This is a genomic window from Ruegeria sp. YTSA135 (assembly GCF_059610165.1).
Window position 1 is genome coordinate 13,163 of record NZ_JBXWNC010000008.1, and the last position, 26,464, is coordinate 39,626.

Consider the following 26,464-nt stretch of genomic DNA (forward strand, 5'->3'; position numbering starts at 1 on the left):
ATCAATCTGTTGCCGGTCCGGAATTTCCAGGATCCAATTCACGTGCACGTACTATCCGGCATTTTTTCTTACCATGGTACTCATTGCAAACTTTAAATACAGCTTTTTTGTCCTCCGCGCCGACTCCCTTTATGCACTCGCCCTTGACGAGATATTCGCCGTCATTACCGCCGCCGTTGTTTGCGCATTGCGTGGCAGCTAGTGCGTATGGATCCTGCCCTATGGCCAATCCACCGTCCGCGAAAGCTGCCGTAGTTCCCCAAACCAATGCGAATGCTGAAACAAATGCAATCTTTTTCATGTCTTCCTCCACTGCTAATCAGGTACCCTAGTGAAGCAAAATTTAGGATTATGGACATCACTTGAACGGGCGGCGCATAAACAGGCTTATCTAGTTGATTCAAGCTGGTCCGAATGAGTTATGCGAACTTGCAGTGCGGTCTGTTTTGTACCTGATCGCTTTCGGAACGGCATTAATTGTTTCAGGGGCTAAGCTCCTCTATTTCTAAGGTGCTGCCAGACCAATTCGAACTCGTCTCGGGTGAGACAGTATCACTGCCCCTATCCCGCGCAGAGACTGCGCCACTCATCCAGAGCGGCGGCACGGTTCAGCTTGAATCTTGATCTTGAGTAGAGGCTGCGCTCTGAATTGAAGAGGTTGTAGACTGAAGCATGGACGGCGGCGAATTTCTGCAAACTTCGCATCCGCCTGAAGCGAAGCATTGCCCTCTCCCGTCGTCGGAATGGCAGGTGAGAATTCTCGGCTCTGTTGTTCAGCCAGCGGCCCGTTTCCTGCCGATTTGCAGCACCGATTTCCCTAAGCGCGGAACCGTAAGATCTGAGCCGATCTGTCACAATCACTTCGGGGCGGCCATGCTTACGCATTGCTTTCTTTAGAAATTTCAACGCAGCCTTCTTGTCGCGTTTCCTGGTGACAAAGCTCTCAAGCACTTCACCTTCGTGATCGACGGCCCGCCAGAAATAGTGTCGTTCGCCATTTACCTTGACGAACATTTCATCCAGATGCCAGCGCCACTGGCTCGACTTCATTCCGAAAATGCGCCGCTTCCTGATTTCAGATGCGAACATCGGACCAAACCGATGCCACCAGTATCGAACCGCTTCGTGGCTGACATCGACACCCCGCTCATGCAAGAGATCCTCCACATTGCGAAGCGAAAGTGGGAAACGGACATATAGCATCACAGCAAGGCGGATGATTTCTGGACTGGTTTTGAAATAGCGAAACGGCGATCTTCTGGTCATGGGGCGACGCTACAAAACAGACCTACCCGCCTCAAGCCGGTTTCCTATCACAAGACCTTTGATGAATGGCGAGCCTGTTACCACTGCGCCTAATCACTTACCGGACAAGCACGCGGAAACGCACAGCGAGTCGCTGCGGCTTCACTCAAGCCGCAGCGACTCGCTGTGCGTCGACGCGGTTAAACCAAGCTACAATAGATTCGAGGTCAGCCGCGACCTTTTCGGCCGCGCCACCCGCGAAGTCCTGAAACTTGTCACTGTTCAGGCCATTCACACCAACCAGTACCGGAATGTCCTTTGCCAGCGCCTCGGCAATCACAGGACGAAAGCCGCGCCCGTCAGCCTCATGCTTGCCGAACTTGTTGATGATCAGCAACTGCGGGGCGTCATCCAGCGAATTGGCAACCAACCCAACGGCCTGCTCCAGTGCCGCAGGGTCCAGGCGGCAGCCCCGCGAATGTTCGCCCAGCGACTGTGAGATACGTATCATCTCACCGTCTGGCAACACGCGGACGTCCATGTCGCATTTGCTGCTATCGGTGCATTCGGTGTTGGTTTGCACCACGCCGGCAAGATGCGCGCCAGCGGCCAGTAGATGCTGTGCAACTTCGCTCAGAAGCCGATCGGTCGCGCCGCGGTCGGTGGTTGTGACATAGGCCAGATACATTCAGAGACCCTCGAAAAAATATCGTGCCCACTCAGATAGCACGCATAATCCGATCCGACCACTCCCAGCGTTGCGGCAGAGGTGGTAAACCGACCAAAGCTGCGTGCATGCCTGGAAGCAGCACCGAGCGGACAAGGGCTCGACCCAGCTTTGTCATCTTCCTTATTTCTCGGCTTCGGTGCAGTCTTGGGATTTAGGTTGGCCATAGCCCAAACAACTGGGGCGAAGCGCTGAAAATGCTCTGTAATTTCAGGTGCAGCCCGATATGTAACACCCAAACACGACAACAAAGGGTACCGATGCACCATTTCGATGATATATTTCTTATGGCCGCCGCCCGCCACGGCGGGCCTGACGCCATAGAGGCCAAGCTGACCAAACCCAAAAGCGTTACAGAGCTTGCCGCGCTGCCTGACGATCGCTGGTTGTCGATTTTCACCAAGTGCATTTTTCGGGCCGGGTTCAACTGGACGGTCATAGAAAACAAGTGGGCGGGGTTCGAGGCCGCATTTAACGGGTTCGACGTTGGCCGCTGTGCATTTATGGATGACGAGACATTCGACGCCCTGCTACGGGATACCCGTATAGTGCGCAACGGTGCCAAGATCGCTGCCGTCCGGGACAATGCGGCGTTTCTGCTAGAGCTGCGTCAGGAAGGTGGTGCGGGCCACGTTCTAGGCAGTTGGCCGTCCACCGACTACGTAGGACTGCTGGCTATGTTAAACAAAAGAGGCACACGTTTGGGCGGAAAGTCGGCGCAATATGCTATGCGCCTTGCCGGTCGCGACAGTTTTATCCTGTCACAGGATGTCACTGCCCGGCTGATCGCGGAAGGCGTGGTCGACAGGCCACCTAGCTCGAAAAAGGCGATGATGGCCGTACAGAACGCTTTTAACATGTGGATGGATCAATCCGGACGATCACTGACAGAAATCAGCCGCGTTTTGGCAATGACCCTGTGAAAAGCAGTTGCAGTGCGGGCGCTTGCCACTAGGCTCTGATTATGACCTGTCGCATCCTGATGATGGCTCTTGTTCTGTTTGCGTCCTGCGGACGCTCGTTGACCGAGCAGGAACGCAGCTTTGCCGATACCGTTCAGGGTGAGACGCTTAACCTGGACCGCGTGCGCCTCGTCGAGGGGGCTCCGGTCGCGCCGGTTACCTTTTATCGCAAATCACGGCCCCGCCTCGCTTGCCGCGAACGCATTCTGCCGCCTTCTGAAGAAGGCATAGTGACCGCAAAACCGGCCGCCGTTGCCCTGTTCAATCGGGTTTATTTCACCCGCGACTGGTATCTTGAGGACTATATGTCCGAATTCCCCGAACAGATGAACCTGATTGCAGCGATGCTTCTTGCGCATGAGTTGACCCATGTCTGGCAATGGCAAAACCGGGAAACCACCGGCTATCACCCGCTGCGCGCCGCAGCCGAACATGGCGGCAACTCGGACCCGTACCTGTTCGATCTCAACACATCGCCGAACTTCTTGTCATATGGGTTTGAACAGCAAGGCGCGATCGTCGAGGAATACGTCTGCTGCCGGGCGCTGGACCCAAAGGCACCCAGAACCCAGCGAATTCACGACATGCTGAGCGTACATTTCGATCTGTCACCACTGCCAGAGCAGTCACGTGACCGCGACATCGTGATCCCGTGGAACGGCGCCAAGACCGAAGGCATTTGCAGATAACGACTACTGCCCTTGCAGCGTTTCGAGATAGGCGACCAAATCCACGATCGGCTGGCTTGTCAGAATCGGCTGCCCCTCTGGCGTTTTCATCGAGGTATCCTGCCCATCAAAATATGGTCCGTAAACCGGCATCGGGCTACCATGGCTTACCAACGGATCGCGCCCATCAATACGCGCCACCACGCGAGCGGTTGGGAATACGCCATCTTCGTTGGCCAGTTTCGTCAGGTCCGGTGGTGGAATCAACAAAACACCGGCCATTGGGCCTTGCCCGGCTGCATCGATCCCGTGGCACGTTGCACAAAAGTGCCGGTACAACTCGGCCCCTTCCCCGACGTCCTGCGCCGCGGCCTGTGAAACTGCCATCAGTGTTCCGATAGCAGCTACCCCAAGTAGCTGTCTGCTCATCGCATCCTCCTGTCACGATTGACGTTTACAGGCTTGCTCGCTGCGGTTCTTGGCACAATGATCCAGATCAACGAAGCAGATGAGCAGTGGCAATAATACAATACGTCTTCATCATGCTGACTGGCGGGGCCCATCACTCAACTGGCCTGAGCACCCCACCTTCCAATCGCAGTTTGCGGTCCATCCGGGCTGCAAGGTCCATGTTGTGCGTGGCAATCAACGCTGACAGCCCTTCTTCCCGCACCAGCGCCATAAGCGCGTCAAACACCTGATCAGATGTCTCGGGGTCCAGATTTCCGGTTGGTTCATCGGCCAGCAAGATTTTGGGGGTGTTGGCCAGCGCTCGGCAGAATGCCACGCGTTGTTGTTCACCCCCTGACAAAGTCGCTGGACGGTGATGCGCGCGCGGCGCAACACCAACGCGGTCCAACAAGGACATCGCCCTATCTTGGGCCGCCTTCTCGGACACACCGTTGGCCAGTTGTGGCAGGGTGATATTTTCCAGTGCCGTGAACTCGGGCAGCAGGTGGTGGAACTGATAAACGAAGCCTACGTCCTGCCGTCGGATCGCCGTGCGGGTCCGATCCCCCTTGCCGTTTACAGTCTTGCCCGCGATTTCCACGGACCCGACATCTGGCGTGTCCAGCAACCCCGCGATGTGCAACAGGGTAGACTTTCCCGCCCCGGATGGTGCCACCAGCGCAACAGCTTCGCCCGCGCGCAACTCCAGATCGGCGCCGCGCAGCACTTGAACTTCGCCCGGCGTGCCCTTCAGGTAGGTCTTGACCAGCCCGTTCAACCGCATCGTCACATCATTCATACCGCAGCGCCTCGACCGGATTCAGCCGCGCCGCGCGGCGCGCCGGGAAATAGGTAACAAAGAACGACAACCCCAATGATAAACCAATCGCCTTGAGCACATCCGACAGATGTAGTTCGGCCGGCAAGGCATAGATACCGCGAATGGACGGGTCCCAAACGCCGCCTCCCATGATGTAGTTCACGAATGAAAATATCGGATCGATATAGATCGCAAAAAGGCATCCCAGCAGCACACCCAAAGCAGTGCCGATGATCCCTGTGAACGCACCGCAAATGAAGAAGACGCGCAGGACCGAGCCTTCGCTCAGCCCAATGGTACGCAGGATGCCGATATCGCGACCCTTGTTTTTCACCAGCATGATCAGACCCGAAACGATGTTCATCGCAGCGATCAGAACCAGGATAGACAGGATGATGAACATCACGTTGTCTTCAACCTCGAGCGCCCGCAGAAACCCGCCGGATGCGTCCTGCCATGTCCATATCTGGCTTCGCTCTCCGGCGGCTTCGAGGATTGGGATCAGGATCGGCGTCAGTTCTTCGGGCCGCTCGACCATAACCTCGATCTCGTCGGCCACACCTTCGCGGTTGAAGAAGCTCTGCGCCTGTTCGAAGGGCATATACACGCGCGTCCTGTCGATATCATATCGCCCGGCCGAGAACACATAGACGACCCGATACGCATTTACGCGCGGCGATGTACCAAAGGCCGTCTTCACCCCGTTGGGCGAGGTCAGCTTGATCGTGTCCCCAACCGTTGCCCCGATACCCCGTGCGACACCTGACCCGATGGCAATGACATCTTCGCCATTCTGAAATTCGGACAGATCACCCACGGCCTGTTCGCTTTCCGCAACGCCGGGCAGGTCCAGCAGGTCATCCGGTTGAATGCCAAAAACCTCGACCCCGTTGCTCCGCTCGCGATTGGTGATCAGTACCTGCCCTTTCACCAAGGGCGCTGCACGCTCTACACCGGGAACCTGTGCGATGCGGTCGGCCATGTCATCATAATTCGCAATAGTGCGATCCAGCCGACCCTGAGCGTCAAAATTGCCCGCCGAATAAACCGTGACATGCGCATTGGCACCCAGAATGGTGCCCACGAACTCGGCCCGGAAGCCGGACCGCACGGCCAAGGTCGCAATCAGGGCAAATACGGCCAGCGTGATTCCGATGAGTGAAATCCAGGTCATCACGCTGACGCCGCCCTCGGCCCGGCGGGCACGCAGGTATCGCCAGGCGATCTTCCATTCAAAGGGGGCAAAGGGCGGGGGCGTCTTGGCCATATCTGCTCCGGGTGGTTTTGTTTGGCGCGACACTTTCGGCATTTCCTTGGATGGTCAAGTTGATATCCACCACCTGCGTCCGGATGGGCGTTTCCGCGACCTCTGCGCATAGTCTTCGATACGAATCATACGAAAAACCATCGCAATTTATCTGGTCAAAGGTGATATCGGAGCGCAACCTTATACCCTTGGTTGTGACGCGCTTCACAGACATCCCCGAATTGTTTCAGGTATGAAGTCAAAGAGGCCGTCGCGTGAGGGACTGAACTCAAAATGCAACAATTTCCTCAGCAATTTTATTTCGCCTTTTGCCAATTTTTCGAAATTTTGTCACCCTAAACACGAGGGGGATACCATTTTAAGAGCGGGAGACGCTCATGTTAGTAAAGAGTAATACGGTTTTTTTGGACCCGACTTTGGTCCGAAAGGCATCTTCAGAACTTGATTGTGAAACTGCAGCGCTTTTGCGTGCAACAATTCGCCCTGTGTTTGACACTGCGGCAAGTTGGGCAAGCTTGGCTGACATCCTAAAGGAAAAGGGATACCGTCTGGCATTTCGCGACGGGCGCTTGTGCATCACGGACCGCACAACCGGGGAAAGAGTGTGTGGGATACGCTTTCTTGGGTTCGAACTGCGTGAATTGGTCAAACGCCTCGGACGCCCAATCGTCGTGGCACGCGGGAACACCGCGGATGGCGACATTCTGACGAAACGGCCAAAACCGTAACAGACCTAGTAGCTACGCCAAAACTGTGCTTTGCGGCGCAGCGTCTTTGTCAGGCTGTAGAACGCAGCCCGGGCAATGGCCGGGTGCGACAGCGATTTCAACAAAATAGCAGCTGAAACCCGTACTGGCAGATGGCCCTGCTTGTACCATCCAATCCTTTGTGCGTCGGTATATCCAGACAGATCGCAGAACTGGCTATAGTTTTTCAGCCAGACTGCGGCCATTTCAGCACCTGCGGCATCTGTGTCCGCTGACACCCCTCCGATCCGAAACAGCGATATTGGCCGCTGTAGCCGATAGCCGGAATGGCCAGATAAAATCATCCGCAAGACCATGTCATAATCCGCGGCAATGCGGAACTGCAGGTCATGACCACCCATTTCCTGAAAAACCGCCTTTTTCAAAACCATCGCATTATGTCCGAATGGCAGGCGTTGCAGGATGGATTTCGGCGTGAGCCGGCGAGCGTGGCGTCGATTGCCCTCATCATCAAAAAAGACCGTCTCACCGTAAACAAAGTCCGGCTTGTCAGGCTCAAGGGCTTTTTGAACATCCAGCAGGCTGTCAGCGCCCGCAAGCAAGTCATCCGAATTGAGGAAAAGAATATACTCGCCCGCGCACCGCTGAACCGCCTGGTTCATCGCATCATAAAGGCTTTTGTCTGCCTCGCAGAAATACTGCACGGGAATGGGGTTTTCAGAATCCGCGATCTTTTGAATCGCGGCCTTCAAAAGCTCTTGCGTGCCGTCGTCGGATTGGCCGTCCCAAATCACATGCTCGATGTCGCGGAATTTTTGATCCTGAACACTGTCGAGGGCAGCGAGGACTTGTTCCTCGCGCCCTGCTTCGATCAGGTTTCGCGTTACCGTGACGACCGAGATCAGTGGCCGTTGATCCTGTTCAGGCAATTTGCTCATAGATTTCGGCAACTTTCTTAACGGCGGCCTCAGGGCTCAGCTCTTCGCTTTCGCCGGTCCGGCGGCAGGTCAGCTCGACCACGCCGTTTTTCAGCCCCCGCGGACCAACGGTAATGCGCCAGGGCAGACCGATAAGGTCCATGGTGGCGAACTTGCCCCCCGCCCGCTCGTTCCGATCATCATAAAGCGGTTCAAGCCCCAGCGCGGTCAGAGCGCCATAAATTTTGTCACAGGCCGCATCGGCTTCTTCATCACCTTGCTTAAGGTTAACGATTCCGCAGTGGAACGGTGTCACGCCTTCGGGCCAGATGATGCCCTTGTCATCGTGGCTGGCTTCGATGATCGCGCCTATCAGGCGGCTAACCCCGATGCCGTGGCTGCCCATGTGAACGGGAACCGGTTTGCCGTCAGGGCCCTGCACAGTTGCGCCCAAGGGTTCGGAGTATTTGGTGCCGAAATAGAAGATTTGGCCAACTTCGATGCCACGCGCCACGCGGCGACGTTCCTCGGGGATTTGATTGAACAGCGCCTCGTCGTGGGTTTCGTCCGTACGCGCGTATTTTGAGGTGAACTCTTCGAGGATCGCCTGACATTGCTCGCGGTTATCGTAATCGATGTCACGGTCACCGAACGTCAGGTCGGTGACGGCACTGTCATAGAACACCTCGGACTCACCAGTGTCAGCCAACACGAGGAATTCATGAGTATCATCGCCGCCGATGGGGCCGGAGTCGGCACGCATCGGGATCGCTTGCAGGCCCATACGTTCGTAGGTGCGCAGGTAACTGACCAGATGGCGGTTATAGGCGTGCAGCGCATCCTCTTTGGTCAGGTCAAAATTGTACCCGTCCTTCATATAGAACTCGCGTCCACGCATCACGCCGAAACGCGGGCGGATCTCGTCGCGGAATTTCCATTGGATTTGATACAGCGTCAGCGGCAGGTCTTTATAGCTGCTGACATGGCCGCGGAAGATGTCGGTCACCAACTCTTCGGCGGTCGGGGTATACAGCATGTCGCGGCCATGGCGGTCCTGCATCCGCAGCATTTCCTGACCATAATCATCATAGCGGCCGGATTCACGCCACAGGTCGGCCGATTGCAGGATCGGCATCTGGATCGCGACGTGCCCTGCCCGCGCTTGTTCCTCGTGCACGATGTTTTCCAGTTTACGCAGGACTTTGAAACCCAGCGGCAGCCACGAGTAAATCCCGGCTGCGGCCTGCTTGATCATCCCGGCACGCAGCATCAGCCGGTGGCTGACGATCTGAGCCTCGGACGGAGTTTCCTTAAGAACGGGCAGAAAGTAACGGCTGAGGCGCATTTTGAACCTTTAAAGGTGAATTTGGACTTCAAAGCTGCTTATTGCAAAGCCCCGCCGGGGGCAATCGGCATTGGTGATTTTGCGGCCCTCAGGTCAGGTGGCTTTTTGAATTGACCCATCAGTCAGGTTCTTCAATTGTGACAGAAATGTAAATTTCAGAGGCACCGATGCAGACCATTCAGGAACCCGCCCGTCAGATACCCGTTGTCCATCAGACCGACGTCCTGGTCGTTGGGTCCGGGCCCGCCGGGCTGGCTGCCGCGTTGGCCGCAGCGCGTGCCGGGGCCGAGGTGTCCCTGGTTGACCGCTTTGGCTGTATGGGCGGCAACATCACCGTTGTCGGGGTCGAGGGGTTTGCCTGGTATCGACACGAACAGACGGTGGAAGCAGGCGGCATCGGAATGGAATTCGAAAACCGCGCCAAGGACATGGGCGCCGCAGTGCCGGAAAGCCAGTCACTCAGCTATGAGCTGGACAGCGAAGGGTTCAAACTGGTGGCAGACAAGCTGGTAGAAGAAGCTGGTATACATCCGATGCTGCACCGCCAATTCGTCGCGCCCATCATGGAGGGCGACCGCATCACTGGCATCATCACCGAATCCAAGGCCGGACGCGAGGCGATCCTGGCCAAGGTGGTGATCGACGCGACCGGAGACGCCGACGTGGCCCACCGCGCGGGTGCGCCGACCTACAAAACCGCGCGCGAAGAGATGATGGCTGCTTCGGTCATGTTCCATCTGGCTGGTGTGGACAAACGGGCCTTTATGGAAGGCGTAAAGGCCGATCCACAGACTTACAAGGATTGGGGCGGTGGCGGTGAATGGAACATCGAAACCAGCGGAAAAGAGGACGACATGTTCTCACCCTTCGTTCACAAGCCGTTCCAGCAGGCCATCGAACAGGGGCTGATCCCGCCGCATCTGAACACCATCGCAGGCACTTGGGGCGCGATGCACGACACGGGCGAGCTGACCTATATGAACCTCATCCACCTCACCGAAATTGACGGAACCGACCCCGATAGTCTGACACGCGGAGAGATCGAGGGCCGCCGGCAGGCCATGCTCGCCATCGACGCGCTGCGCCGCTTCATGCCGGGTTGCGAAAACGCCCGGCTGCGAAACTTTGGCATGACAATCGGTATCCGGGATACACGTAAGATCGACGCGGTCTACAACATGACCGAGAACGACGCCCGCCATCAGGGCCGGTTCGAGGACACGATCGGTATATACCCCGAATTCATAGATGGTTTCGGCATCCTGATTCTGCCGACCACGGGGCGTTACATGCAAGTGCCCTATCGTTCGATGTTGCCGAAGGGGATAAAGGGGCTGTTGGTCGCGGGCCGTTCGCACGGGGCTGACAAGGTGGCCCATGCCGCCACGCGGAACATGGCGTGCTGTGCGGTTATGGGTCAGGGCGCAGGTATTGCTGCCGCTTTGTCGCTGAAAAGTAATCAAGAGCTTCACGTATTGAACCTTGCGCCAGTTCATACCGAGCTTAACCGCCAAGGTGTCAGGATTCACTGATGGGCCGCATTCCGACGATTGACATCACCCCGCTGCGCGACACGCGGCATTCGGACTATGACCTGACCGTCAGACAGGTGATGGATGCCTGCGCAGATATCGGGTTTCTGTCGATCTCGGGAACCGAGATATCCCCCGATACAGTCCAGCGTATGCGCACCTGCGTGCAGGCCATCTTTGACATCGACGAAGATGAGAAATGGGAGCAGTCGATCACCCGCGAGAACTATCGCGGTTTCATCCCGTTGGGATTCTTCACGCCGAATCATGGGTCTGGCACGGCGGACAAATACGAAGGGTACAAACTGCACTACGAAGTGGCCAATGATGCAACGATCCGCAGTGAATGCGCCCTATATGGCCCAAATGTCTGGCCACCGCAGGTGCCTGAGGCACGGTCCGTAATCCTCGGCTATTGGTCGCAACTAGACCGTGTAGCCGATATCCTGTTAGGCGCGCTAGAGACCGGTCTGGGGCTGCCCGCCCGCCAGTTGCGCGACGCTTTCCGCGATCCGATGACAAATATGACGCTGCTGCACTATCCCCCTCAGGCACCTCATGAGGACGGCTACGGCATCCATCCCCACAAAGACACCGACGCTCTGACCATCATCGCACCCGACCCTGTTGGCGGGCTGGAAGTGCAAACTCATGACGGAGACTGGATCGCTCCCGATTGTCCACCAGGCGGATTTGTCGTCAATATCGGCGACATGCTGGAACTATGGTCAGGCGGGCGGCTCAAATCCACGCCGCATCGCGTGGTGAATCGTTCTGGCCGAGAACGCTATTCCTTCCCCTATTTTGCAGTGCCCCGCCACGACGTAATCGTAGCCCCCCTGCTCACGCCCCTGCCGGGATTTGACCGTCCCCCGGTGCATTGCGGCCATTGGTCAGCTGAAACATGGCGCACAAACTGGCCTGATGAAACAGCGACGGATACAACGCCTGAGCTGGGGACGCTGCGCGATTGACGACCCGTATTGCAACGGACATGAACAGCTTGCATCACAAGGCCGCATACGCCAAGAACGCCAGCAAGAGCCGATAACAAGGGGACAACCATGGCGTTGCCGGTGAAAGATCAACTCAGGTACTGGGGGGTTGCAACCGCAGTTTTTGCCCTGCTGCTCTGGGCGCTTGGCGACGTTCTGCTGCCATTCGTCATTGGTGGCGCCATCGCATATTTCCTTGACCCGATTGCCGACCGGATCGAGGCTTTGGGCCTGTCACGTATGGCGGCGACGGGGATCATCACCATTGTTGGGGTTCTGGGCTTTTTGCTGATTGTTTTGATGGTCGTACCCGCGCTGATCACGCAGCTTGTTGATCTGGTCGACGTGCTTCCAAGCCTGTTCCAAGAGCTGCGCGGGTTTATCGAACGGCAGTTCCCTTCAATTCTGGACACCAACTCAAGCTCGCATCAAGCGCTCGTCTCTCTGGGCGAGACTTTGAAAGCAAAATCCGGGGACGTTCTGCAATCGGTCGTGGCCTCTCTTGGTTCGGCCATCAACGTCTTGTTCCTGTTGGTCATTGTTCCGGTTGTCACGGTCTACATGCTGCTGGACTGGGATCGCATGACGGCCCGCATCGGAGAGCTGCTGCCCCGTGACCACGCCCCCACGATCAAGCGCCTCGCGGGCGAGATTGATGACGTTCTGGCCTCGTTCGTGCGCGGCATGGGGACTGTATGCCTGATACTTGGCACCTATTATGCTGTGGCGCTGATGGTCGTTGGCCTGCAATTTGGCCTGATTGTCGGGTTCATTGCAGGCCTTGTGACGTTCATCCCCTATCTGGGCGCGTTGATCGGCGGTACGCTGGCGATCGGCCTCGCCCTGTTTCAGTTCTGGGGCGATTGGATTCAGATCGGGTTGGTCGCGGGCATCTTTGCACTTGGCCAAGTGACCGAGGGCAATTTCCTCACCCCCAAACTGGTTGGCAGTTCGGTTGGCCTGCACCCGGTCTGGCTGCTGCTTGCCCTGTCGGTCTTCGGCGCATTGTTCGGTTTTGTCGGCATGCTGGTCGCAGTGCCTGTTGCGGCCGCCCTGGGGGTTGTCGCCCGGTTCCTGACCTCAGTCTATCTGGACAGCCGACTATACACCGGCATTGAAGGGCAGCAACAGGAAGACGAGTAGATGGCCCAACAACTGAGTTTCGATCTGCCGGCGAAAACTGCGCTTGGCCGTGAGGATTTCTTTGTCTCCCCCGCCAACGCGCTGGCTGTTGCAATGATCTCGGCCACGTCATGGCCCGGTAACAAGCTGGTCCTCAGCGGTCCTGCCGGGGCAGGTAAAACACATCTGGCCCATGTCTGGGCCGCTGAAACCGGTGGGCGGATCATCCAGGCCCGAGACGTGCGCCATCAGGACGTTCCCGAACTGGCCCGCACACCTGTTGCCGTTGAAGACGTGCCGATGGTCGCTGACGATATCGAACAGCAGAAAACCCTGTTTCATCTGCACAATCTGGTACTGGCTGAAGGGCGCGCATTGTTGATGACCGGGCGTTTGGTGCCGAAACTGTGGCAATTACCGCTACCCGATCTTCAAAGCCGGATCGAGGGCGCGCATCACGTGGCGCTTGATCCGCCCGACGATGCGCTTTTGGGCGCGGTGCTGGCCAAGCTTTTCATCGACCGCCAACTGAACCCCGGACCTGACGTGATTGCTTATCTTGTCAAACACATGGACCGGCGTTTCGAAACCGCGGCCGAGGTGGTGGCGCGGCTGGATCACCTTGCCCTGTCGGAAAAGAGAGAAATTACGCGCGCGCTTGCGGGGCGGGTCCTGAACGCGGATGTGACGGAAGTCACATCCGACAATTGACCAAAACGCGGCGATTTCGCATTGTGGCACCGAAATACCTGGAAGAAACATGGATCAGATCGCAGCAACCGACATCCCGGACTGGGGACCTTTCGGAAAACCGTTGTTCGATAATCCTGAGGTCCGCGCCCTGTCGCGGGTCGGTGTGGTCGATGTGGGGTCAAACTCGGTCCGCATGGTGATCTTCGACGGTGCGGCAAGATCTCCGGCCTATTTCTTCAATGAAAAAGTGATGTGCGAACTGGGGGCCGGGCTGTCGGAAACCGGGCATCTGAACCCTCGCGGGCGCGTCCGTGCGATGGCAGCTCTACGTCGGTTCCGCCGGTTGGCCGACGATCTGGGCCTTCCCGGTTTGCATGTTGTCGCAACCGCAGCCGTACGCGAAGCCAGCGACGGCGCCGAATTCTGTGAAGAGGTTAAATCGGAAATCGGGCTGAGCGTTCAGATTCTTGATGGTGCTGAAGAGGCGCGGCTGTCGGCGCAAGGCGTATTGCTTGGCTGGCCGGGTGCCTATGGTTTGGTTTGCGACATTGGCGGCTCGTCCATGGAATTGGCCGAGATCGGTGCCGGAGAGGTTGGTCACTGTCTGACATCTGCCCTAGGCCCGCTGAAGCTGCGTGACATCAAGGGCGGACGACGTGCGCGAAAGGCACATATAAAAGAAGCAATGGAAGACCTGCGGGATCAATTGGGGCCCCAAAGGGATCGTTTGTTCCTTGTGGGCGGCAGTTGGCGGGCATTTGCCCGTCTGGACATGCTGCGGCGGGGCTATCCCTTGAACGTTCTGCATGAATACCGCATGACCACCAAACAGGTGCATGAAACCATTAAGTTCATCGAAAAAGGAGACCCGGCCGAGTTGCGCAGTCTGGCGGGTGTCTCTGGGTCTCGTATGGCCTTGATACCTTATGCAATGGATGTGCTCGCGCGGTTGATCCGCACGTTCAAACCCAAGGATATCGCGATTTCAAGCTATGGTATACGCGAGGGCTTGCTGTACGAGCAAATGCCGCAAAACCTGCGTGATCGCGATCCACTGATCGAGGCCAGCCGGTTTTCCGAGGCCAAGGATGCGCGCCTGCCCGGTTTCGGCAAGCACCTTTACGATTTCGTCATGCCGCTATTCAAATCAGCGCCCGCAACGCGCGTGCGTCTGATCAAGGCGGCTTGTCTGCTGCATGATGTAAGCTGGCGCGCGCATCCCGACTATCGGGCCGAGGTCTGTTTCGATTATGTCACCCGCGCCAATCTGGGCGGGCTAAAGCACTCTGAACGGATATTTATCGGGCTGGCTCTGCAACATAGGTACCGCAACAAACGCGAGGGCAACCGCTTTGCCCCATTGTACAAACTGCTGGGCGAGCAGGACCAGAAACAGGCCGAGATTCTGGGTAAAGCCATGCGTTTCGGTGCCATGCTATGGATGCAAAGCGACGCTACGATGGGCACCCTGCGGTATTTCCCCAAAAAGCGCCAGCTTGAACTGAGGCTGCCCAAAGCAGGGTCCCCATTGTTCACCGAGGTGGCGGCGTCGCGACTGAACTCATTGGCTTCGGCCCTGAAATCCGAAACCCGCGTGATCGTCAGGGGATAAGGGCTAAATCTCTGTCGCCCCGTCAGCTTCTTCCTGGCTCTCCTCGGGCACTTCGGGTTCGTCCGGAATGCGTTTCTTGCGAATGATGATATCGCCGTTTGGCAGCATCTCGGGCGCTTCGTAGGCGCTCCAATCCTCGATCTCATCCGCCAGTTCGGCAAGCGCTGGTCCCATCTCTTGAAAGAAGGACTGCATGGCCGGTCCGAACTTGCCAACGAGACCCTGTAAATCTTCCAGCGCGGGCTCCATTTCCTTACGCAGCCCTTCAAAAAACAGCTCGGCCCCCTGCTCCATCAGAGACTTGCCGGTGTCCTCTTCGGCGTGGGAGGGCAGCGCCAGCGCAACCGAAAGCGCACAGATAGGAATAAGACGTCTCATAGGCACAAGTATAGGGGCTGCTGTCCGTTGATGAAAGGCTACAGCTCAATATCCAGTGAGACAGGAAAATGGTCGGATGCGGTCAGCAAGGCCTGATGCAAGTCAGTCACGTCGCGGCATTTTTTATCTCGGAACGGGTGCCAAATGCGCCAGGCCGGTCGCCGCGCACGCAGGTTTTCGCTGACCATTATGTAGTCCAGTAAAGCCTCAAGATGCTCCCCATTATCAAGGTCAAAACGGGCCGTTGATGGTATTGGATTCACCTGTCCGGCGTGAGGATCGAACAAGCCAGTCTGCAACAGAATTTCGACCGAGGATCGACCAAAAAGGTTTTCGAACTCATCCAACCCCGGCCCGTCATTCAGATCACCCAGCAGGATAACGTGCTCACCGACCGCGATATGTTGTGAAATCCGGCGCGACAACCACACCGCCTGCGCAAGTTGTTTGCGGCGGTTTGCGATCGAGATCCGGATTGCCTCATCCCGCGATTCGGCCCCGTGCGGTGCTTTGGATTTCAGATGCGCACCAATCAGGCGTAGGTGCACCCCGGATCGTGTCTTAACCGCCAGCTCCATCGGAGGTTTGGAGAATAAAACTTTGTCCTCGGTCGCGTCGATATCCAGGTCAATTCGAAACACATCGTCAAACCTGGGGGCTGTGTCGTCGCCTCCAATCGGATCATGCCTTACGGTCATCACATCGGGGTCGTACAGCAGGGCTAGTTCCTGATGGGTTTCGTTGGCAAATCCCATCGCCGCATGCGAGGTGCGCAGGTCAAATGCCTCGGCAAAGTTCTGCAAGGCTCGGATGGTATCCTGTGTTCTGCCGGTGTTTGGGGCTTCGACGATCACGACTGCATCTGCGTCAACCGCTGTCAGAACCTTGGCGATGGCCTCAACTTGCTGTGCCTTGGTGATGTTAAGACGACCCGACCAGTTGTCATTCACGATCAGGTTGTCGTTTCGGTCAAACAAGTTGGCGAACCATTCGATATTATAGGTCGCGAACCGCATCCCTGTCAGGCCTGCGCGCCGTTGATTTCGTCCCACGCGCGATTTATGTCGATCATCTTCTTTTCGGCAAGTCGAATGGCTTCTTCAGGCACCCCACGCGCCATCATCGCATCAGGATGGGTTTCACGCACCAACTGCCGCCAGACCTTGCGGATATCTGGCAGTGGCATGTCGCGCGGCACACCCAGAACTGTGTACGGATCACTCGGCGCGTCAGGAACAAATCGTGTACGCAGGGCCAGGAACTGAGCCTCAGTCTGGCCAAAAATCCGGCTGACCTGCTCCAGAAACTCATCCTCGTTCGGATGATAGAACCCATCTGCCATGGCGATGTGAAAAAGCCCCTCCATCAGGTCGCAAAGGGTGGTTGCATCATCTTCGAACATACGTGCGATTTTTCGGGCATAATCCTGATATCCGGCGACATCGGTTCGGGCCATATCAAAGACGCGGGCCGCGTTGGCTTCGTCCTTGCGCGCAATCTGAAAGACTTCCCGGAACGCAGTAACCTCATCCCGCGTCACCTGCCCGTCAGCCTTGGCCATTTTTGCACCCAACGCAATCACGGCAATCGCAAACGCGACCGAGCGTTCCGGCGGGGCGCGCAGTTTTTCAAATACAGCCGTCAGGCTTTCACCTTGGGAAAGCGCGCTCAGCGCGTCGGATATACGAGTCCAGATCGACATGAATGCACCCTATCGCTCTTGTTCACCACTGTCAGGTGCGACCGATCACCCTGAGGCGAGAATTTTCTGCATCAAAAAAAGATCCAAACGTTTTCCCCACTTTAGGCCGACCTCGGGCATATGGCCAACTTGCCTATAGCCAAGCGCGGCGTGAAACGCGACCGCACCCGCATTTGTCGAAGAAATTCCGGCTACCAGAACGTGTATGCCTTGTTTCCGCGCAGCATCCTCCAGCGCGGACAACAAAGCGCGCCCGGTCCCCTGCCCACGCGCCTCTGGAGCCAGTTGAATGCTATGCTCGCGGCATTCCGCATATCCCGGCCCGTTTCGAAAGGTACCATAGGTGGCAAACCCTAAAAAATGTGCGTTTTCTTCAGCCACCAAAAAGGCGGGGCCGCGTGATTGGATATCCTTGGCTATGGCATCAACGTCGCGCTCATCGGTGGTGAATGTCACTAACGTTTCGCGAATGATCGTGTTGGTGATTTCCGCGATTGCAGCGGCATCCCCGATCTGGGCTTGACGGATGTTCATTCCAGAACACGCGGGCCATGAGGCGTTTCGAATTCAGCACGCAATGCGGCTGGGCCGGAGTCGAACACCACGGTTTCCATATCTCCTATCAAGCGCGCCAGATCCAGAGCTTCGGGGTGGAAAACCACCAGTCGCTTTAGGCGGCAGCCGCTGTCTTCAAGCATCTTGGCCGGGTGAAGATCACCATGCCATCGGATCAGCGCCGGAAACAGGTTATCGAAAGGCAGTCGCCCATTGGGGGGCACCGCCATTTGCCACCTCAGCGCGCCTCGGGCCAGCTCGACCGGCTGTCCCGCCTCATCGGGCAAGTTGGACAAAGCCGCATCAATATCCGAGACTCGGCAAATCCAGTTCGTCAGGCGGGGAGAGCCAGAAAACCGGTCAAGGTCAAACCACCGAGTAGGTTCCGGCTTGGGCGCATTGGGGTCGATTGCAATCGCCTCCAGATACAACCCATCGCGCAAACCCAGCAGCCGGTTATGCGTGCCAAAAGTTTCATGTTTGCCACCACCTTGAAGCGGCGCCCCCAAGGCGTGCTCGACATGAGCGGCTGCCTGTTCCAGTGTCTCACCCGCAACGGCCAAATGATCCAGCAACACGTGCGACCTCCATCAAAAAAGACCAGACCCGTACGGATCTGGTCGCATGTACCCAACACTGGTAAAGGATCACAAGATTTTTCGATGAAAAACCCGGTTGACCTTAAGCTTTGGCTTCTCTGATGAGGCGCAGAATGTCCTGTGCTGCATCGGGGATGTTCGTACCCGGGCCAAAGATCGCCTTCACGCCGTGATCATAGAGGAACTGGTAGTCCTGCTGCGGGATCACACCGCCGCAAATGACAATGATGTCCTCTGCTCCGGCCTTTTTAAGTTCCTCAACCAATTGCGGCGCCAGCGTCTTGTGGCCAGCGGCCTGAGAGGAGATGCCAACAACATGCACGTCATTGTCCACAGCATCCTGCGCAGCCTCGGCAGGGGTTTGGAACAGCGGGCCAACGTCCACGTCGAACCCGATATCCGCAAAGGCAGTGGCGATCACTTTGGCACCGCGGTCGTGCCCGTCCTGCCCCATTTTGACAACCAGCAAACGGGGGCGGCGGCCTTCGGCCTCGGCGAAGTCTTCGATGGATTTCTGTATCGCAGCAAAGCCTTCATCGCCCTCATAAGCAGCGCCGTAAACGCCAGCCAGTGTTTTTACTTCGGCGCGGTGACGGCCGAATTCTTTCTCCATTGCCATGCTGATCTCTCCTACGGATGCACGGGCGCGGGCGGCCTCAACGGCGGCGGCCAGCAAATTTCCACCCTCGCGCGCGGTTGTGGTCAGATTGTCCAACGCCTGCTGGCACGCGGCGTCATCGCGGGTCGCACGGATGCGTTCCAGTCTCGCGACCTGGGCTTCACGCACGGCCACGTTGTCGACATCCAGAATGTCGATCGGGTCTTCCTGTTCCTTGCGGTATTTGTTGACGCCTACGATGACTTCTTCGCCCCGGTCGATCATGGCCTGACGGCGCGCAGCGCTTTCTTCGATCCGCAGCTTGGGCATGCCCGAGGCAACGGCCTTGGTCATGCCACCCATCTCCTCGACCTCTTCCATCAGAGCCCATGCCTTTTCGACCAGTTCATTGGTGAGGCTTTCGACGTAGTAGGACCCGGCCAGCGGATCGACCACATCGGTCACACCGGTTTCTTCCTGAAGCACCAACTGCGTGTTACGCGCGATACGGGCCGAGAAATCGGTGGGGAGCGCGATCGCCTCATCCAGCGCATTGGTGTGCAGCGACTGGGTGCCGCCCAGAACCGCGCTCATCGCCTCGTAGGCCGTGCGGATCACGTTGTTATAGGGGTCTTGTTCCTGCAACGACACACCGGACGTCTGGCAATGAGTACGCAGCATCTTTGACCGTTCAGACTTCGCACCGAAATCTGTCATCACCCGGTGCCACAGCGTGCGGGCGGCGCGCAGCTTGGCGATCTCCATGAAAAAATTCATGCCGATTGCAAAGAAGAACGACAGACGGCCCGCGAACTTGTCAACGTCCATCCCGGCCTGTGTCGCTGCGCGAACATATTCACGTCCATCCGCCAGAGTATAAGCCAGTTCCTGCACGAGGTTCGCCCCAGCCTCTTGCATGTGATAGCCGGAAATTGAGATCGAGTTGAATTTCGGCATCTCGTTCGACGTGTATTCGATGATATCCGAGATGATCCGCATCGACGGCTCGGGCGGGTAGATGTAGGTGTTGCGCACCATGAACTCTTTCAGAATGTCGTTCTGAATGGTTCCGGACAGGACGGATTTATCGTGACCCTGCTCCTCTCCTGCAACGATGAAGTTTGCAAGAATGGGGATCACCGCGCCGTTCATCGTCATCGAGACCGAGACCTTGTCCAGCGGAATGCCGTCAAACAGGATTTTCATATCCTCGACACTGTCAATGGCCACACCGGCCTTGCCGACGTCTCCAACCACACGCGGATGATCGCTGTCGTATCCTCGGTGCGTCGCAAGGTCGAAAGCGACGGAAACGCCCTGTTGGCCCGCCGCCAGATTTCGGCGATAGAACGCGTTGGATTCCTCGGCGGTCGAGAAGCCTGCATACTGCCGGATTGTCCAAGGGCGCCCGGCATACATCGTGGCCTTTACCCCGCGCGTAAACGGACCAAACCCCGGCAAAGACCCCATATGCGGCAAATTGGCGGTATCTTCTTGCGTATAGAGTGGTTTGACATCGATGCCTTCCAAGGTTTCCCTGGTCAGATCTTCCAACAGACGCCCGCGCAGCTCTTTCTCGGCTAGGGCTTGCCAGTCTTTGGTATCGGTCATGGCGATTTCCTTTTCTTTATTCGGGTCGCGTCGGAAGGTCATCCGCGCGATGTGATATCCGACAGGGCCGGTTCAGGCCCGGTCAAACGCAAGTTTTTGAACGCCGGGTGCATTTCGTCGGTCGCATTCACAAACACAGGGGCTATATTCAACCCAACAGGAGGACTTATGACACGAACGCTTGCCCTTGTTTTCTTGGTACTATTCCCGCTGGCCGCAGTGGCTGCCGACGGGTCTGCACCGGCAGAGGATGAATTTGTCCGGCCCGTTGGCGACAGCGAGCTCAGCGAGTTTCTGTGGGTCAGTCGACCGATCGTTGTCTTTGCCGACACGCCCGCCGACCCCCGGTTCCAGCAACAGATCGACATGCTGGTCGAAGGCGAAGCAGCCATGCGCGATCGCGATGTGATTGTGCTGACCGATACGGACCCAGCCGCGCGTTCGCCCATCCGATCGAAATTGCGGCCGCGCGGGTTCCAGATGGTGTTCGTCGACAAGGACGGTGTGGTTAAACTGCGTAAGCCTTCCCCGTGGAGCGTGCGCGAGATTGGCCGATCCATCGACAAGACGCCCCTGCGCGAACGCGAGATCCGCGAGCGACGCGAGGGCGGTTGAACGGCCTCACCACGCCCGGCGCGACGCGCCGGGACCATCCGGAGATATGGCGAACACAAGGCCATGATCATTCGAACTCGATGATCACATCGTCCACGGCAAGGCTGTCACCCGGGCCGGCATTGATCTTGGCAACGACACCCTTCTTTTCGGCCCGCAGGATGTTTTCCATCTTCATCGCCTCGACCGTGCACAGCGCCTGACCTTCCTGCACCTCTTGCCCCACTTCGACATCGATCTTTACGATCAGGCCGGGCATCGGACAGAGAAGCATCTTGGATGTATCAGGCGGAAGTTTCTCGGGCATCAGTCTGGCCAGTTCCGCCTGACGCGGACGGCGCACATGCACCTTCAGGTCAGCGCCGCGGTTTCGCACACGGAACCCGCCCGAGATTTTGCCGACCTTCATCACCAGAGGGTTGCCATCCACGTCAACTAAAGCCAATTGATCGCCAGGGGTCCAGTCTGATGAGACACGCAGGGTCTCGCCATCATTGAACTTGACCGTCGCACCCTGTTTGTCGGCTTTGACCTTCACATCAAATTCCAGCCCCTGCAACGCGACGTTCCACCGCTTGCCCACCTTGCGCTCGTGATTGTCCATACGGCCCGAGACACGTGTGCGGCGAATCTCGGCCACCCGATGCATCGCCGCGCAAGAGGCCGCGATGCTGCGCAGATCAGCTTCGGACAGTTCTACGCCAGCAAACCCGTCCGGGTATTCCTCAGCAATGAAGGCGGTGGTCATATCGCCGCTGATGAATTTCGGGTGGTCCATCACGGCAGACAGGAAAGGAAGGTTATGACCAATACCTTCCACCTCAAAACTATCCAGCGCCACGCGCATCGCTTCAATCGCGACCTCACGCGTCGGGGCCCATGTACAAAGCTTGGCGATCATCGGGTCATAGTACATACTGATCTCGCCACCTTCGTAGACGCCCGTATCGTTGCGAACCGCAGCCTCACCCGTGGGCGCATCGCCCTGCCATTTGCCGTTCACCAGCATCGGACCAGCAGCGGTTTCCTGCGGGGGGCGATACCGGGTCAGACGACCAATCGAGGGCAGGAAATTGCGGTACGGGTCTTCGGCATACAGGCGGTTTTCAATGGCCCAGCCAGTCAGGGTTACATCATCTTGCGTGATCGTCAGCTTTTCACCTGCCGCCACGCGGATCATCTGTTCAACCAGATCAACACCGGTGATCAGCTCAGTGACGGGGTGTTCGACCTGAAGGCGCGTGTTCATTTCCAGGAAATAGAAATTCTTCTGGCCATCCACGATGAACTCAACCGTGCCCGCACTGGCATAGTTCACGGCCTTGGCCAGCGCGACGGCCTGTTCTCCCATTGCCTTGCGCGTTTCTGGGTCAAGGAAGGGCGATGGCGCCTCTTCAACTACCTTCTGGTTCCGACGCTGGATCGAACATTCACGCTCGCCCAGATAGATTCCGTTGCCGTGGGTGTCGCACAAAACCTGAATCTCGATATGGCGAGGTTGAGTCACGAATTTCTCGATGAAAATTCGATCGTCCCCGAACGAGTTCGCAGCTTCGTTCTTGGATGACTGGAAGCCTTCGCGCGCTTCTTCATCATTCCAGGCGATCCGCATACCCTTACCACCGCCGCCGGCGCTGGCCTTGATCATGACCGGATAGCCGATTTCGTTTGATATCTTAACCGCCTCATCGGCATCTTCGATCAAACCCATATAACCGGGGACTGTCGATACACCCGCATCCTGAGCGATCTTTTTCGAGGTGATCTTGTCACCCATCGCCTCAATCGCACCCTTCGGAGGTCCGACAAACGCAACCCCTTCCGCCTCAAGCGCCTCGGCGAATTTTGCGTTTTCCGACAGGAAGCCATAGCCGGGGTGCACCGCCTGGGCACCGCTTTGCCGTATGGCGTCCATCACCTTGTCGATGACAATGTAGGACTGGTTCGCAGGCGGCGGGCCTATGTGCACCGCCTCATCCGCCATCGAAACGTGCAGCGCGTTCTTGTCTGCATCTGAGTAAATGGCGACCGTGCCGATACCCATCTTACGCGCGGTTTTCATAACGCGGCAGGCGATCTCACCCCGGTTGGCGATCAGGATCTTGTTGAACATGGAACGTCCTTTGTCTTGGTGTTTTGGAAACGCAAAACGCCGCCACAGGGTTTTAGCCCCATGACGGCGTGTTCCGCGATGACGGTCGAGGCGACAGGCGCCCCAAAGACTGTATTAGTAACAGTTCCGTTGTGTTTTGCAGAATAGCACGTTGCCGGCGGCACCCACCGCTGCCCCGACGAACGGATCGGCGTTGAGGACCGCCGCGCCCAGCGCGCCTGCGCCACCGCCCAGCAGCGCCTGTTCGCCGGTCGAGTCACCACAGGCCGCGAGGCCCGTACAGGTCGCAACGGCCAGGAAGAATTTTGAGAATCGCATTCGTTCTGCCTCTTTTCAGTTATTGATTCACTGAAGCGGAGATGCAGCAACCGGGGGTTGATATTCAATAACAAGCGCGGTTTTTTCGGGTTTTGCGCAGGTTTATGCCGTAGGTCGCGCGCAAAGAAAAACGCGGGCAGGACGTTGTGGGTTTCACAAGCCTGCCCGCGCAAGGAAGGGGTACGGAATAGTAGGTGCTTGTGCGGCGCAGGCAAAGTAGAGCCGCACGGCACAGACAGAATGCACGCGACGTAACAGGCGGCAAAGACTGAAGTGTTACCCGTTGGGATTCCGGCTGGAATCTGCCCATGCAACAAAACGCCGCGCAAATTAGTGCCGAGTGCCATGAACGTCGGCGCATGTGGCCTGAAACCTATGGCCGTCACAATTCTGTTACAAACAACGAAGTAAGCGGAGCGCCCTAAAATTACGTTACCGCTATCAGCTAGAAGCAACTCGGCAGAAAATTTCGGTTGTATCAGGGTTTTAGCAGGGACCTTCACCTCTGCGTGATTTCTAACCCATAATTTCACACATTTCGTTGAATTATAACCAGTTTTTTGTCTCGGCCTCGTGATTTCCTTGAACATTCGCTGCATGAAAGTGTGCCCGTGCATATTTGCACACAAGGAAACACCCAAATGAAAAAACAAAACACAAAGGCAATCCTGCTCACTGCTACTGTGCTGAGCGTAACCAGCACGCTTGCCTTTGCCGAAGACGCACAAACCCAAGCCGAGTTGGAAGCTCTGCGCGCCCGGGTTGAAGCTCTCGAAGCCAATAGCGCCGGTTCCGGAACCGGGGATCTTCGTGTCGGTAGCACATCCCTGGATGTCTACGGCTATGTTAAAGCCGACTTCTTCTATGATTTCGACTTCGACCAAGGCGACACGGCCTTTGTGAACGTTATTGGTGAACCCGGCGCAGCGACCAACGGAAAATTTGGCGCCACAGTTCGCCAATCGCGGATCGGGCTGCGCACCCTCACACCCAGCAGCATCGGCGACATTGGCGGACAATTGGAGGTAGACCTGTTTGGCTCGAGCGGTACCGCCGAATTCCGGATACGTCATGCCAATATCACGATCGGTGACCACTGGCTGATTGGTCAGACCTGGACGAACTTCATGGCGCTGGACTCTTATCCCCGCACGGTTGAATTCAACGGACCTGTTGGCGTTCTGTTTGCCCGGACACCGCAGGTTCGCTACACCGGCAAACTCGGCGCACACACCACGTTCACCGCGTCTGTGGAAGAAAACGTCGGCTCCTCGAACTCGGATGACCCTGTTCTGACGGCCGCTGTCGAGTTCAAAAACGATAAGTACAGCGCCCGTGCGGCTGCGCTTTACAGCAAGGCGAAGTCCGCCGACGGCAATACCGAGGTTGATCAAACCGGCTTCACTGTCGGCGCCACGGCCAAACTCTGGAAAGGTGGGCTTTTCACGGCCAACTACACCGACGGCGAGGCGATTGGCCCGTATCTGATCGGTGGCGGTGATGCAATCGTTGGCGGCCGGGCCAACGACGCGGACGGCTACTCGCTTGAGCTCCGCCAGGACATAGGGGAAAAACTGAACATCGGTATCGCCTATGGTAGCGAAGACTATGACCTTGCGAGCTCGACCGGTACGCTGGCTTTCACCGAACTCGAAACGATCCACGTCAACGCGTTCTACAAAGCCACGGATAACCTGACCTTGAGCGCCGAATACTTCTACGGCGAGCGGAATGACGCGCCTACGGGCCGGGATTTCGACGGCGACCGTATTCAGCTTGCCGCGCAGCTGAACTTCTAGGCCTACAGCCCTGCCCTGCCCGACACCGGGCAGGGTTTTTTCCCAAGACACTTTCGGGTGGGTATGCACTACAGCGGCCTGCACGGCTTAACGCACCTCGCTGAAAATATCCGGAAACGACATGCGCGCCGCGTCCACATCTATCACCAGCAAGGCCTCGTAGCTGGCCGGATCAAACGGATCTTCGGCAGCAATAATTTCGCGTTCAAACAACCAACTCAACCGACCCGCATCCAAGTTGCCGCGTTCAAAAGGTTGGTCGCCAAAATGCTGCCACAGCGCCTCCATGAATGCTGCGTCGGCACGACGGTCTGCGGGCTTGCGATCCCGAAACCGTTCGCGCCGAGAGATCGGCGTGATACCTTTTGGGTTGGCACGGCGAATAGTGAACTGAAAATCGGTTCCGGGAAGCCGTCCCGGGAATCCACGGTGTTTCAGCATGTCGCTACCTTTTTGTTCGTCGTATTAAGGGAAACAAGCCTGTTCCCAAGCGCAGACAGAATCATTACGCGCACCTCCAAAGCCGCATTGGTTTTCAGAAACGTCCGGGTTTTTCGATAACGTTTCATGGTCAGAAGCCCTCCCAGATACATTGGGATTGCTCCAGCCGATAGGCTTCAAAGAACTGAGTTGCATCGGGCGCCGACCGCCCGAATTCGATAGGCCGGTCAGACAGAGAAATAACAACCCGCGCCGGTTCGAGATCGTATTTGGCGACATAGGCGACCGCGAGCGTTTGACACAAATGCGCCATATCGACCGAGGCCACATCATATCCGATCCGCCCCACTGTCGACCCGATCTTGGGCGCGATGAAGCGAAACCTGACCCACAGCTCACCCGGACTGTTGTCCAGCAGCACATCAGTCAGATGTACGGGCTGTCCAGACGGCACCGGCAGCAGGTTTTCGGATTTGGCGAAGGCAGGGTTGACGCATGAAAGACATATCAGAGCAAGAGCGCGACCCCAGACCTGCAAGACGCAGGCTCCTCTCTCCGGGGTCGCGCGCGCTTGGCGTAAGGCCCGCGCTTTTCTATGTCTGATAGGGCTATTCATTTATCAGCTTTATTCTCTATGTCAAACGCTCTGGTTGTCCCGCCTGCCACGGTTTGC

Annotated in this window: 28 protein-coding genes; 10 read left to right on the plus strand and 18 right to left on the minus strand. The window is 57.1% G+C overall.

Going from position 1 to position 26,464, the window contains the following annotated elements; all coding sequences use genetic code 11:
* Position 1: 1 nt before the first annotated feature.
* The 3 genes from AC2FIT_RS11965 to AC2FIT_RS11975 form a co-directional block, all read right to left on the minus strand.
* Positions 2-301, minus strand: a complete 300-nt coding sequence (locus tag AC2FIT_RS11965; RefSeq protein WP_496829714.1) for a hypothetical protein — start codon at positions 299-301, stop codon at positions 2-4.
* 260 nt (positions 302-561) lie between these two features.
* Entirely contained in the window at positions 562-1,266 is a 705-nt protein-coding gene (locus AC2FIT_RS11970) for an IS6 family transposase (RefSeq protein WP_496829704.1), read from the minus strand.
* 145 nt (positions 1,267-1,411) lie between these two features.
* The gene (locus AC2FIT_RS11975; protein WP_496829716.1) at positions 1,412-1,933 is read right to left on the minus strand and encodes a DUF2478 domain-containing protein; all 522 of its coding nucleotides are present in this window, start codon (positions 1,931-1,933) and stop codon (positions 1,412-1,414) included.
* A gap of 299 nt (positions 1,934-2,232) precedes the next feature.
* On the opposite strand from AC2FIT_RS11975, the gene AC2FIT_RS11980 reads away from it, so the two are divergent.
* Positions 2,233-2,895 (plus strand): DNA-3-methyladenine glycosylase I, encoded by a 663-nt coding sequence (locus AC2FIT_RS11980; RefSeq protein ID WP_496829718.1) that lies wholly within the window; start codon positions 2,233-2,235, stop codon positions 2,893-2,895.
* A gap of 41 nt (positions 2,896-2,936) precedes the next feature.
* Positions 2,937-3,623, plus strand: coding sequence for a hypothetical protein (locus AC2FIT_RS11985; protein ID WP_496829720.1), 687 nt, complete (start codon positions 2,937-2,939; stop codon positions 3,621-3,623).
* 3 nt (positions 3,624-3,626) lie between these two features.
* Here AC2FIT_RS11985 and AC2FIT_RS11990 read toward each other — a convergent pair whose 3' ends face one another.
* The 3 genes from AC2FIT_RS11990 to AC2FIT_RS12000 form a co-directional block, all read right to left on the minus strand.
* Positions 3,627-4,031, minus strand: coding sequence for a c-type cytochrome (locus AC2FIT_RS11990; RefSeq protein ID WP_496829722.1), 405 nt, complete (start codon positions 4,029-4,031; stop codon positions 3,627-3,629).
* A gap of 133 nt (positions 4,032-4,164) precedes the next feature.
* Positions 4,165-4,851, minus strand: a complete 687-nt coding sequence (locus tag AC2FIT_RS11995; protein ID WP_496829724.1) for an ABC transporter ATP-binding protein — start codon at positions 4,849-4,851, stop codon at positions 4,165-4,167.
* Positions 4,844-6,139, minus strand: coding sequence for a lipoprotein-releasing ABC transporter permease subunit (locus AC2FIT_RS12000; protein WP_496829726.1), 1,296 nt, complete (start codon positions 6,137-6,139; stop codon positions 4,844-4,846). The genes AC2FIT_RS11995 and AC2FIT_RS12000 overlap by 8 nt, the downstream gene beginning before the upstream one ends.
* 515 nt (positions 6,140-6,654) lie before the next feature.
* On the opposite strand from AC2FIT_RS12000, the gene AC2FIT_RS12005 reads away from it, so the two are divergent.
* The gene (locus AC2FIT_RS12005; protein WP_496829728.1) at positions 6,655-6,867 is read left to right on the plus strand and encodes a hypothetical protein; all 213 of its coding nucleotides are present in this window, start codon (positions 6,655-6,657) and stop codon (positions 6,865-6,867) included.
* Between the two features lie 5 nt (positions 6,868-6,872).
* Here the strand turns inward: AC2FIT_RS12005 and AC2FIT_RS12010 are convergent, their stop codons facing one another.
* Positions 6,873-7,784, minus strand: coding sequence for a glycosyltransferase family 2 protein (locus tag AC2FIT_RS12010; RefSeq protein WP_496829730.1), 912 nt, complete (start codon positions 7,782-7,784; stop codon positions 6,873-6,875).
* Positions 7,768-9,108, minus strand: coding sequence for a proline--tRNA ligase (gene proS, locus AC2FIT_RS12015; RefSeq protein WP_496829732.1), 1,341 nt, complete (start codon positions 9,106-9,108; stop codon positions 7,768-7,770). Before proS ends, AC2FIT_RS12010 begins: the two co-directional genes overlap by 17 nt.
* Before the next feature lie 167 nt (positions 9,109-9,275).
* Here proS and AC2FIT_RS12020 point away from each other — a divergent pair, with 167 nt between their 5' ends.
* The 5 genes from AC2FIT_RS12020 to AC2FIT_RS12040 all read left to right on the plus strand — a co-directional run bounded on the left by AC2FIT_RS12020 (position 9,276) and on the right by AC2FIT_RS12040 (position 15,062).
* Positions 9,276-10,640, plus strand: coding sequence for an FAD-dependent oxidoreductase (locus AC2FIT_RS12020; RefSeq protein ID WP_496829734.1), 1,365 nt, complete (start codon positions 9,276-9,278; stop codon positions 10,638-10,640).
* On the plus strand, positions 10,640-11,614 hold the full coding sequence (locus AC2FIT_RS12025; RefSeq protein WP_496829736.1) for an isopenicillin N synthase family dioxygenase: 975 nt from the start codon (positions 10,640-10,642) through the stop codon (positions 11,612-11,614). Before AC2FIT_RS12020 ends, AC2FIT_RS12025 begins: the two co-directional genes overlap by 1 nt.
* Before the next feature lie 90 nt (positions 11,615-11,704).
* Positions 11,705-12,778, plus strand: a complete 1,074-nt coding sequence (locus tag AC2FIT_RS12030) for an AI-2E family transporter (protein WP_068335801.1) — start codon at positions 11,705-11,707, stop codon at positions 12,776-12,778.
* A complete protein-coding gene (locus AC2FIT_RS12035; RefSeq protein WP_496829738.1) occupies positions 12,779-13,468 on the plus strand; it encodes a P-loop NTPase family protein in 690 nt (229 codons plus the stop codon). It abuts the gene before it with no gap.
* Positions 13,469-13,517: 49 nt separating this feature from the next.
* Entirely contained in the window at positions 13,518-15,062 is a 1,545-nt protein-coding gene (locus AC2FIT_RS12040; RefSeq protein WP_496829740.1) for a Ppx/GppA family phosphatase, read from the plus strand.
* Between the two features lie 3 nt (positions 15,063-15,065).
* Here AC2FIT_RS12040 and AC2FIT_RS12045 read toward each other — a convergent pair whose 3' ends face one another.
* From AC2FIT_RS12045 to scpA, 6 genes are all read right to left on the minus strand, one after another.
* Positions 15,066-15,440, minus strand: coding sequence for a hypothetical protein (locus AC2FIT_RS12045; protein WP_496829742.1), 375 nt, complete (start codon positions 15,438-15,440; stop codon positions 15,066-15,068).
* Between the two features lie 38 nt (positions 15,441-15,478).
* On the minus strand, positions 15,479-16,456 hold the full coding sequence (locus AC2FIT_RS12050) for an endonuclease/exonuclease/phosphatase family protein (protein ID WP_496830070.1): 978 nt from the start codon (positions 16,454-16,456) through the stop codon (positions 15,479-15,481).
* Positions 16,457-16,461: 5 nt separating this feature from the next.
* Positions 16,462-17,142 carry a TerB family tellurite resistance protein gene (locus AC2FIT_RS12055; protein WP_496829744.1) on the minus strand — a complete coding sequence of 227 codons (681 nt, stop codon included), beginning with the start codon at positions 17,140-17,142 and terminating at the stop codon, positions 16,462-16,464.
* Between the two features lie 45 nt (positions 17,143-17,187).
* The gene (locus AC2FIT_RS12060) at positions 17,188-17,676 is read right to left on the minus strand and encodes a GNAT family N-acetyltransferase (protein WP_496829746.1); all 489 of its coding nucleotides are present in this window, start codon (positions 17,674-17,676) and stop codon (positions 17,188-17,190) included.
* A complete protein-coding gene (locus AC2FIT_RS12065; protein ID WP_496829748.1) occupies positions 17,673-18,275 on the minus strand; it encodes a VOC family protein in 603 nt (200 codons plus the stop codon). The genes AC2FIT_RS12060 and AC2FIT_RS12065 overlap by 4 nt, the downstream gene beginning before the upstream one ends.
* A gap of 103 nt (positions 18,276-18,378) precedes the next feature.
* Entirely contained in the window at positions 18,379-20,505 is a 2,127-nt protein-coding gene (gene scpA, locus AC2FIT_RS12070; RefSeq protein ID WP_496829750.1) for a methylmalonyl-CoA mutase, read from the minus strand.
* Between the two features lie 168 nt (positions 20,506-20,673).
* Between scpA and AC2FIT_RS12075 the strand changes: the two genes are divergently transcribed.
* Positions 20,674-21,120 carry a DUF4174 domain-containing protein gene (locus AC2FIT_RS12075; RefSeq protein WP_496829751.1) on the plus strand — a complete coding sequence of 149 codons (447 nt, stop codon included), beginning with the start codon at positions 20,674-20,676 and terminating at the stop codon, positions 21,118-21,120.
* Between the two features lie 67 nt (positions 21,121-21,187).
* On the opposite strand, the gene AC2FIT_RS12080 is transcribed toward AC2FIT_RS12075, so the two are convergent.
* Together AC2FIT_RS12080 and AC2FIT_RS12085 are read right to left on the minus strand one after the other, a co-directional pair.
* Positions 21,188-23,233 (minus strand): acetyl-CoA carboxylase biotin carboxylase subunit, encoded by a 2,046-nt coding sequence (locus AC2FIT_RS12080; RefSeq protein ID WP_496829753.1) that lies wholly within the window; start codon positions 23,231-23,233, stop codon positions 21,188-21,190.
* Positions 23,234-23,347: 114 nt separating this feature from the next.
* Positions 23,348-23,551 (minus strand): hypothetical protein, encoded by a 204-nt coding sequence (locus AC2FIT_RS12085; protein ID WP_496829755.1) that lies wholly within the window; start codon positions 23,549-23,551, stop codon positions 23,348-23,350.
* A gap of 641 nt (positions 23,552-24,192) precedes the next feature.
* On the opposite strand from AC2FIT_RS12085, the gene AC2FIT_RS12090 reads away from it, so the two are divergent.
* Positions 24,193-25,350: a DcaP family trimeric outer membrane transporter gene (locus AC2FIT_RS12090; RefSeq protein ID WP_496829756.1), complete on the plus strand. Its 1,158-nt coding sequence runs from the start codon at positions 24,193-24,195 to the stop codon at positions 25,348-25,350.
* Positions 25,351-25,437: 87 nt separating this feature from the next.
* On the opposite strand, the gene AC2FIT_RS12095 is transcribed toward AC2FIT_RS12090, so the two are convergent.
* Both AC2FIT_RS12095 and AC2FIT_RS12100 read right to left on the minus strand, forming a co-directional pair.
* Positions 25,438-25,791 (minus strand): hypothetical protein, encoded by a 354-nt coding sequence (locus AC2FIT_RS12095; protein ID WP_496829758.1) that lies wholly within the window; start codon positions 25,789-25,791, stop codon positions 25,438-25,440.
* 130 nt (positions 25,792-25,921) lie between these two features.
* Positions 25,922-26,329: a DUF6497 family protein gene (locus AC2FIT_RS12100; RefSeq protein ID WP_233421965.1), complete on the minus strand. Its 408-nt coding sequence runs from the start codon at positions 26,327-26,329 to the stop codon at positions 25,922-25,924.
* Between the last annotated feature and the right edge of the window lie 135 nt (positions 26,330-26,464).

Excerpts from the sequence above, each read along its gene's own strand:
- AC2FIT_RS11990 (WP_496829722.1), bottom strand. The coding sequence starts at position 4,031 with ATGAGCAGACAGCTACTTGGGGTAGCTGCTATCGGAACACTGATGGCA.
- AC2FIT_RS11985 (WP_496829720.1), top strand. The coding sequence starts at position 2,937 with ATGACCTGTCGCATCCTGATGATGGCTCTTGTTCTGTTTGCGTCCTGC.
- AC2FIT_RS12045 (WP_496829742.1), bottom strand. The coding sequence starts at position 15,440 with ATGAGACGTCTTATTCCTATCTGTGCGCTTTCGGTTGCGCTGGCGCTG.
- AC2FIT_RS12085 (WP_496829755.1), bottom strand. The coding sequence starts at position 23,551 with ATGCGATTCTCAAAATTCTTCCTGGCCGTTGCGACCTGTACGGGCCTC.
- AC2FIT_RS12055 (WP_496829744.1), bottom strand. The coding sequence starts at position 17,142 with ATGTCGATCTGGACTCGTATATCCGACGCGCTGAGCGCGCTTTCCCAA.
- AC2FIT_RS11980 (WP_496829718.1), top strand. The coding sequence starts at position 2,233 with ATGCACCATTTCGATGATATATTTCTTATGGCCGCCGCCCGCCACGGC.
- AC2FIT_RS12040 (WP_496829740.1), top strand. The coding sequence starts at position 13,518 with ATGGATCAGATCGCAGCAACCGACATCCCGGACTGGGGACCTTTCGGA.
- proS (WP_496829732.1), bottom strand. The coding sequence starts at position 9,108 with ATGCGCCTCAGCCGTTACTTTCTGCCCGTTCTTAAGGAAACTCCGTCC.
- AC2FIT_RS12060 (WP_496829746.1), bottom strand. The coding sequence starts at position 17,676 with ATGAACATCCGTCAAGCCCAGATCGGGGATGCCGCTGCAATCGCGGAA.
- AC2FIT_RS11965 (WP_496829714.1), bottom strand. The coding sequence starts at position 301 with ATGAAAAAGATTGCATTTGTTTCAGCATTCGCATTGGTTTGGGGAACT.
- AC2FIT_RS12080 (WP_496829753.1), bottom strand. The coding sequence starts at position 23,233 with ATGTTCAACAAGATCCTGATCGCCAACCGGGGTGAGATCGCCTGCCGC.
- AC2FIT_RS11975 (WP_496829716.1), bottom strand. The coding sequence starts at position 1,933 with ATGTATCTGGCCTATGTCACAACCACCGACCGCGGCGCGACCGATCGG.
- AC2FIT_RS11995 (WP_496829724.1), bottom strand. The coding sequence starts at position 4,851 with ATGAATGATGTGACGATGCGGTTGAACGGGCTGGTCAAGACCTACCTG.
- AC2FIT_RS12090 (WP_496829756.1), top strand. The coding sequence starts at position 24,193 with ATGAAAAAACAAAACACAAAGGCAATCCTGCTCACTGCTACTGTGCTG.
- AC2FIT_RS12035 (WP_496829738.1), top strand. The coding sequence starts at position 12,779 with ATGGCCCAACAACTGAGTTTCGATCTGCCGGCGAAAACTGCGCTTGGC.
- AC2FIT_RS12050 (WP_496830070.1), bottom strand. The coding sequence starts at position 16,456 with ATGCGGTTCGCGACCTATAATATCGAATGGTTCGCCAACTTGTTTGAC.
- AC2FIT_RS12095 (WP_496829758.1), bottom strand. The coding sequence starts at position 25,791 with ATGCTGAAACACCGTGGATTCCCGGGACGGCTTCCCGGAACCGATTTT.
- AC2FIT_RS12025 (WP_496829736.1), top strand. The coding sequence starts at position 10,640 with ATGGGCCGCATTCCGACGATTGACATCACCCCGCTGCGCGACACGCGG.
- scpA (WP_496829750.1), bottom strand. The coding sequence starts at position 20,505 with ATGACCGATACCAAAGACTGGCAAGCCCTAGCCGAGAAAGAGCTGCGC.
- AC2FIT_RS11970 (WP_496829704.1), bottom strand. The coding sequence starts at position 1,266 with ATGACCAGAAGATCGCCGTTTCGCTATTTCAAAACCAGTCCAGAAATC.
- AC2FIT_RS12000 (WP_496829726.1), bottom strand. The coding sequence starts at position 6,139 with ATGGCCAAGACGCCCCCGCCCTTTGCCCCCTTTGAATGGAAGATCGCC.
- AC2FIT_RS12010 (WP_496829730.1), bottom strand. The coding sequence starts at position 7,784 with ATGAGCAAATTGCCTGAACAGGATCAACGGCCACTGATCTCGGTCGTC.
- AC2FIT_RS12030 (WP_068335801.1), top strand. The coding sequence starts at position 11,705 with ATGGCGTTGCCGGTGAAAGATCAACTCAGGTACTGGGGGGTTGCAACC.
- AC2FIT_RS12075 (WP_496829751.1), top strand. The coding sequence starts at position 20,674 with ATGACACGAACGCTTGCCCTTGTTTTCTTGGTACTATTCCCGCTGGCC.
- AC2FIT_RS12020 (WP_496829734.1), top strand. The coding sequence starts at position 9,276 with ATGCAGACCATTCAGGAACCCGCCCGTCAGATACCCGTTGTCCATCAG.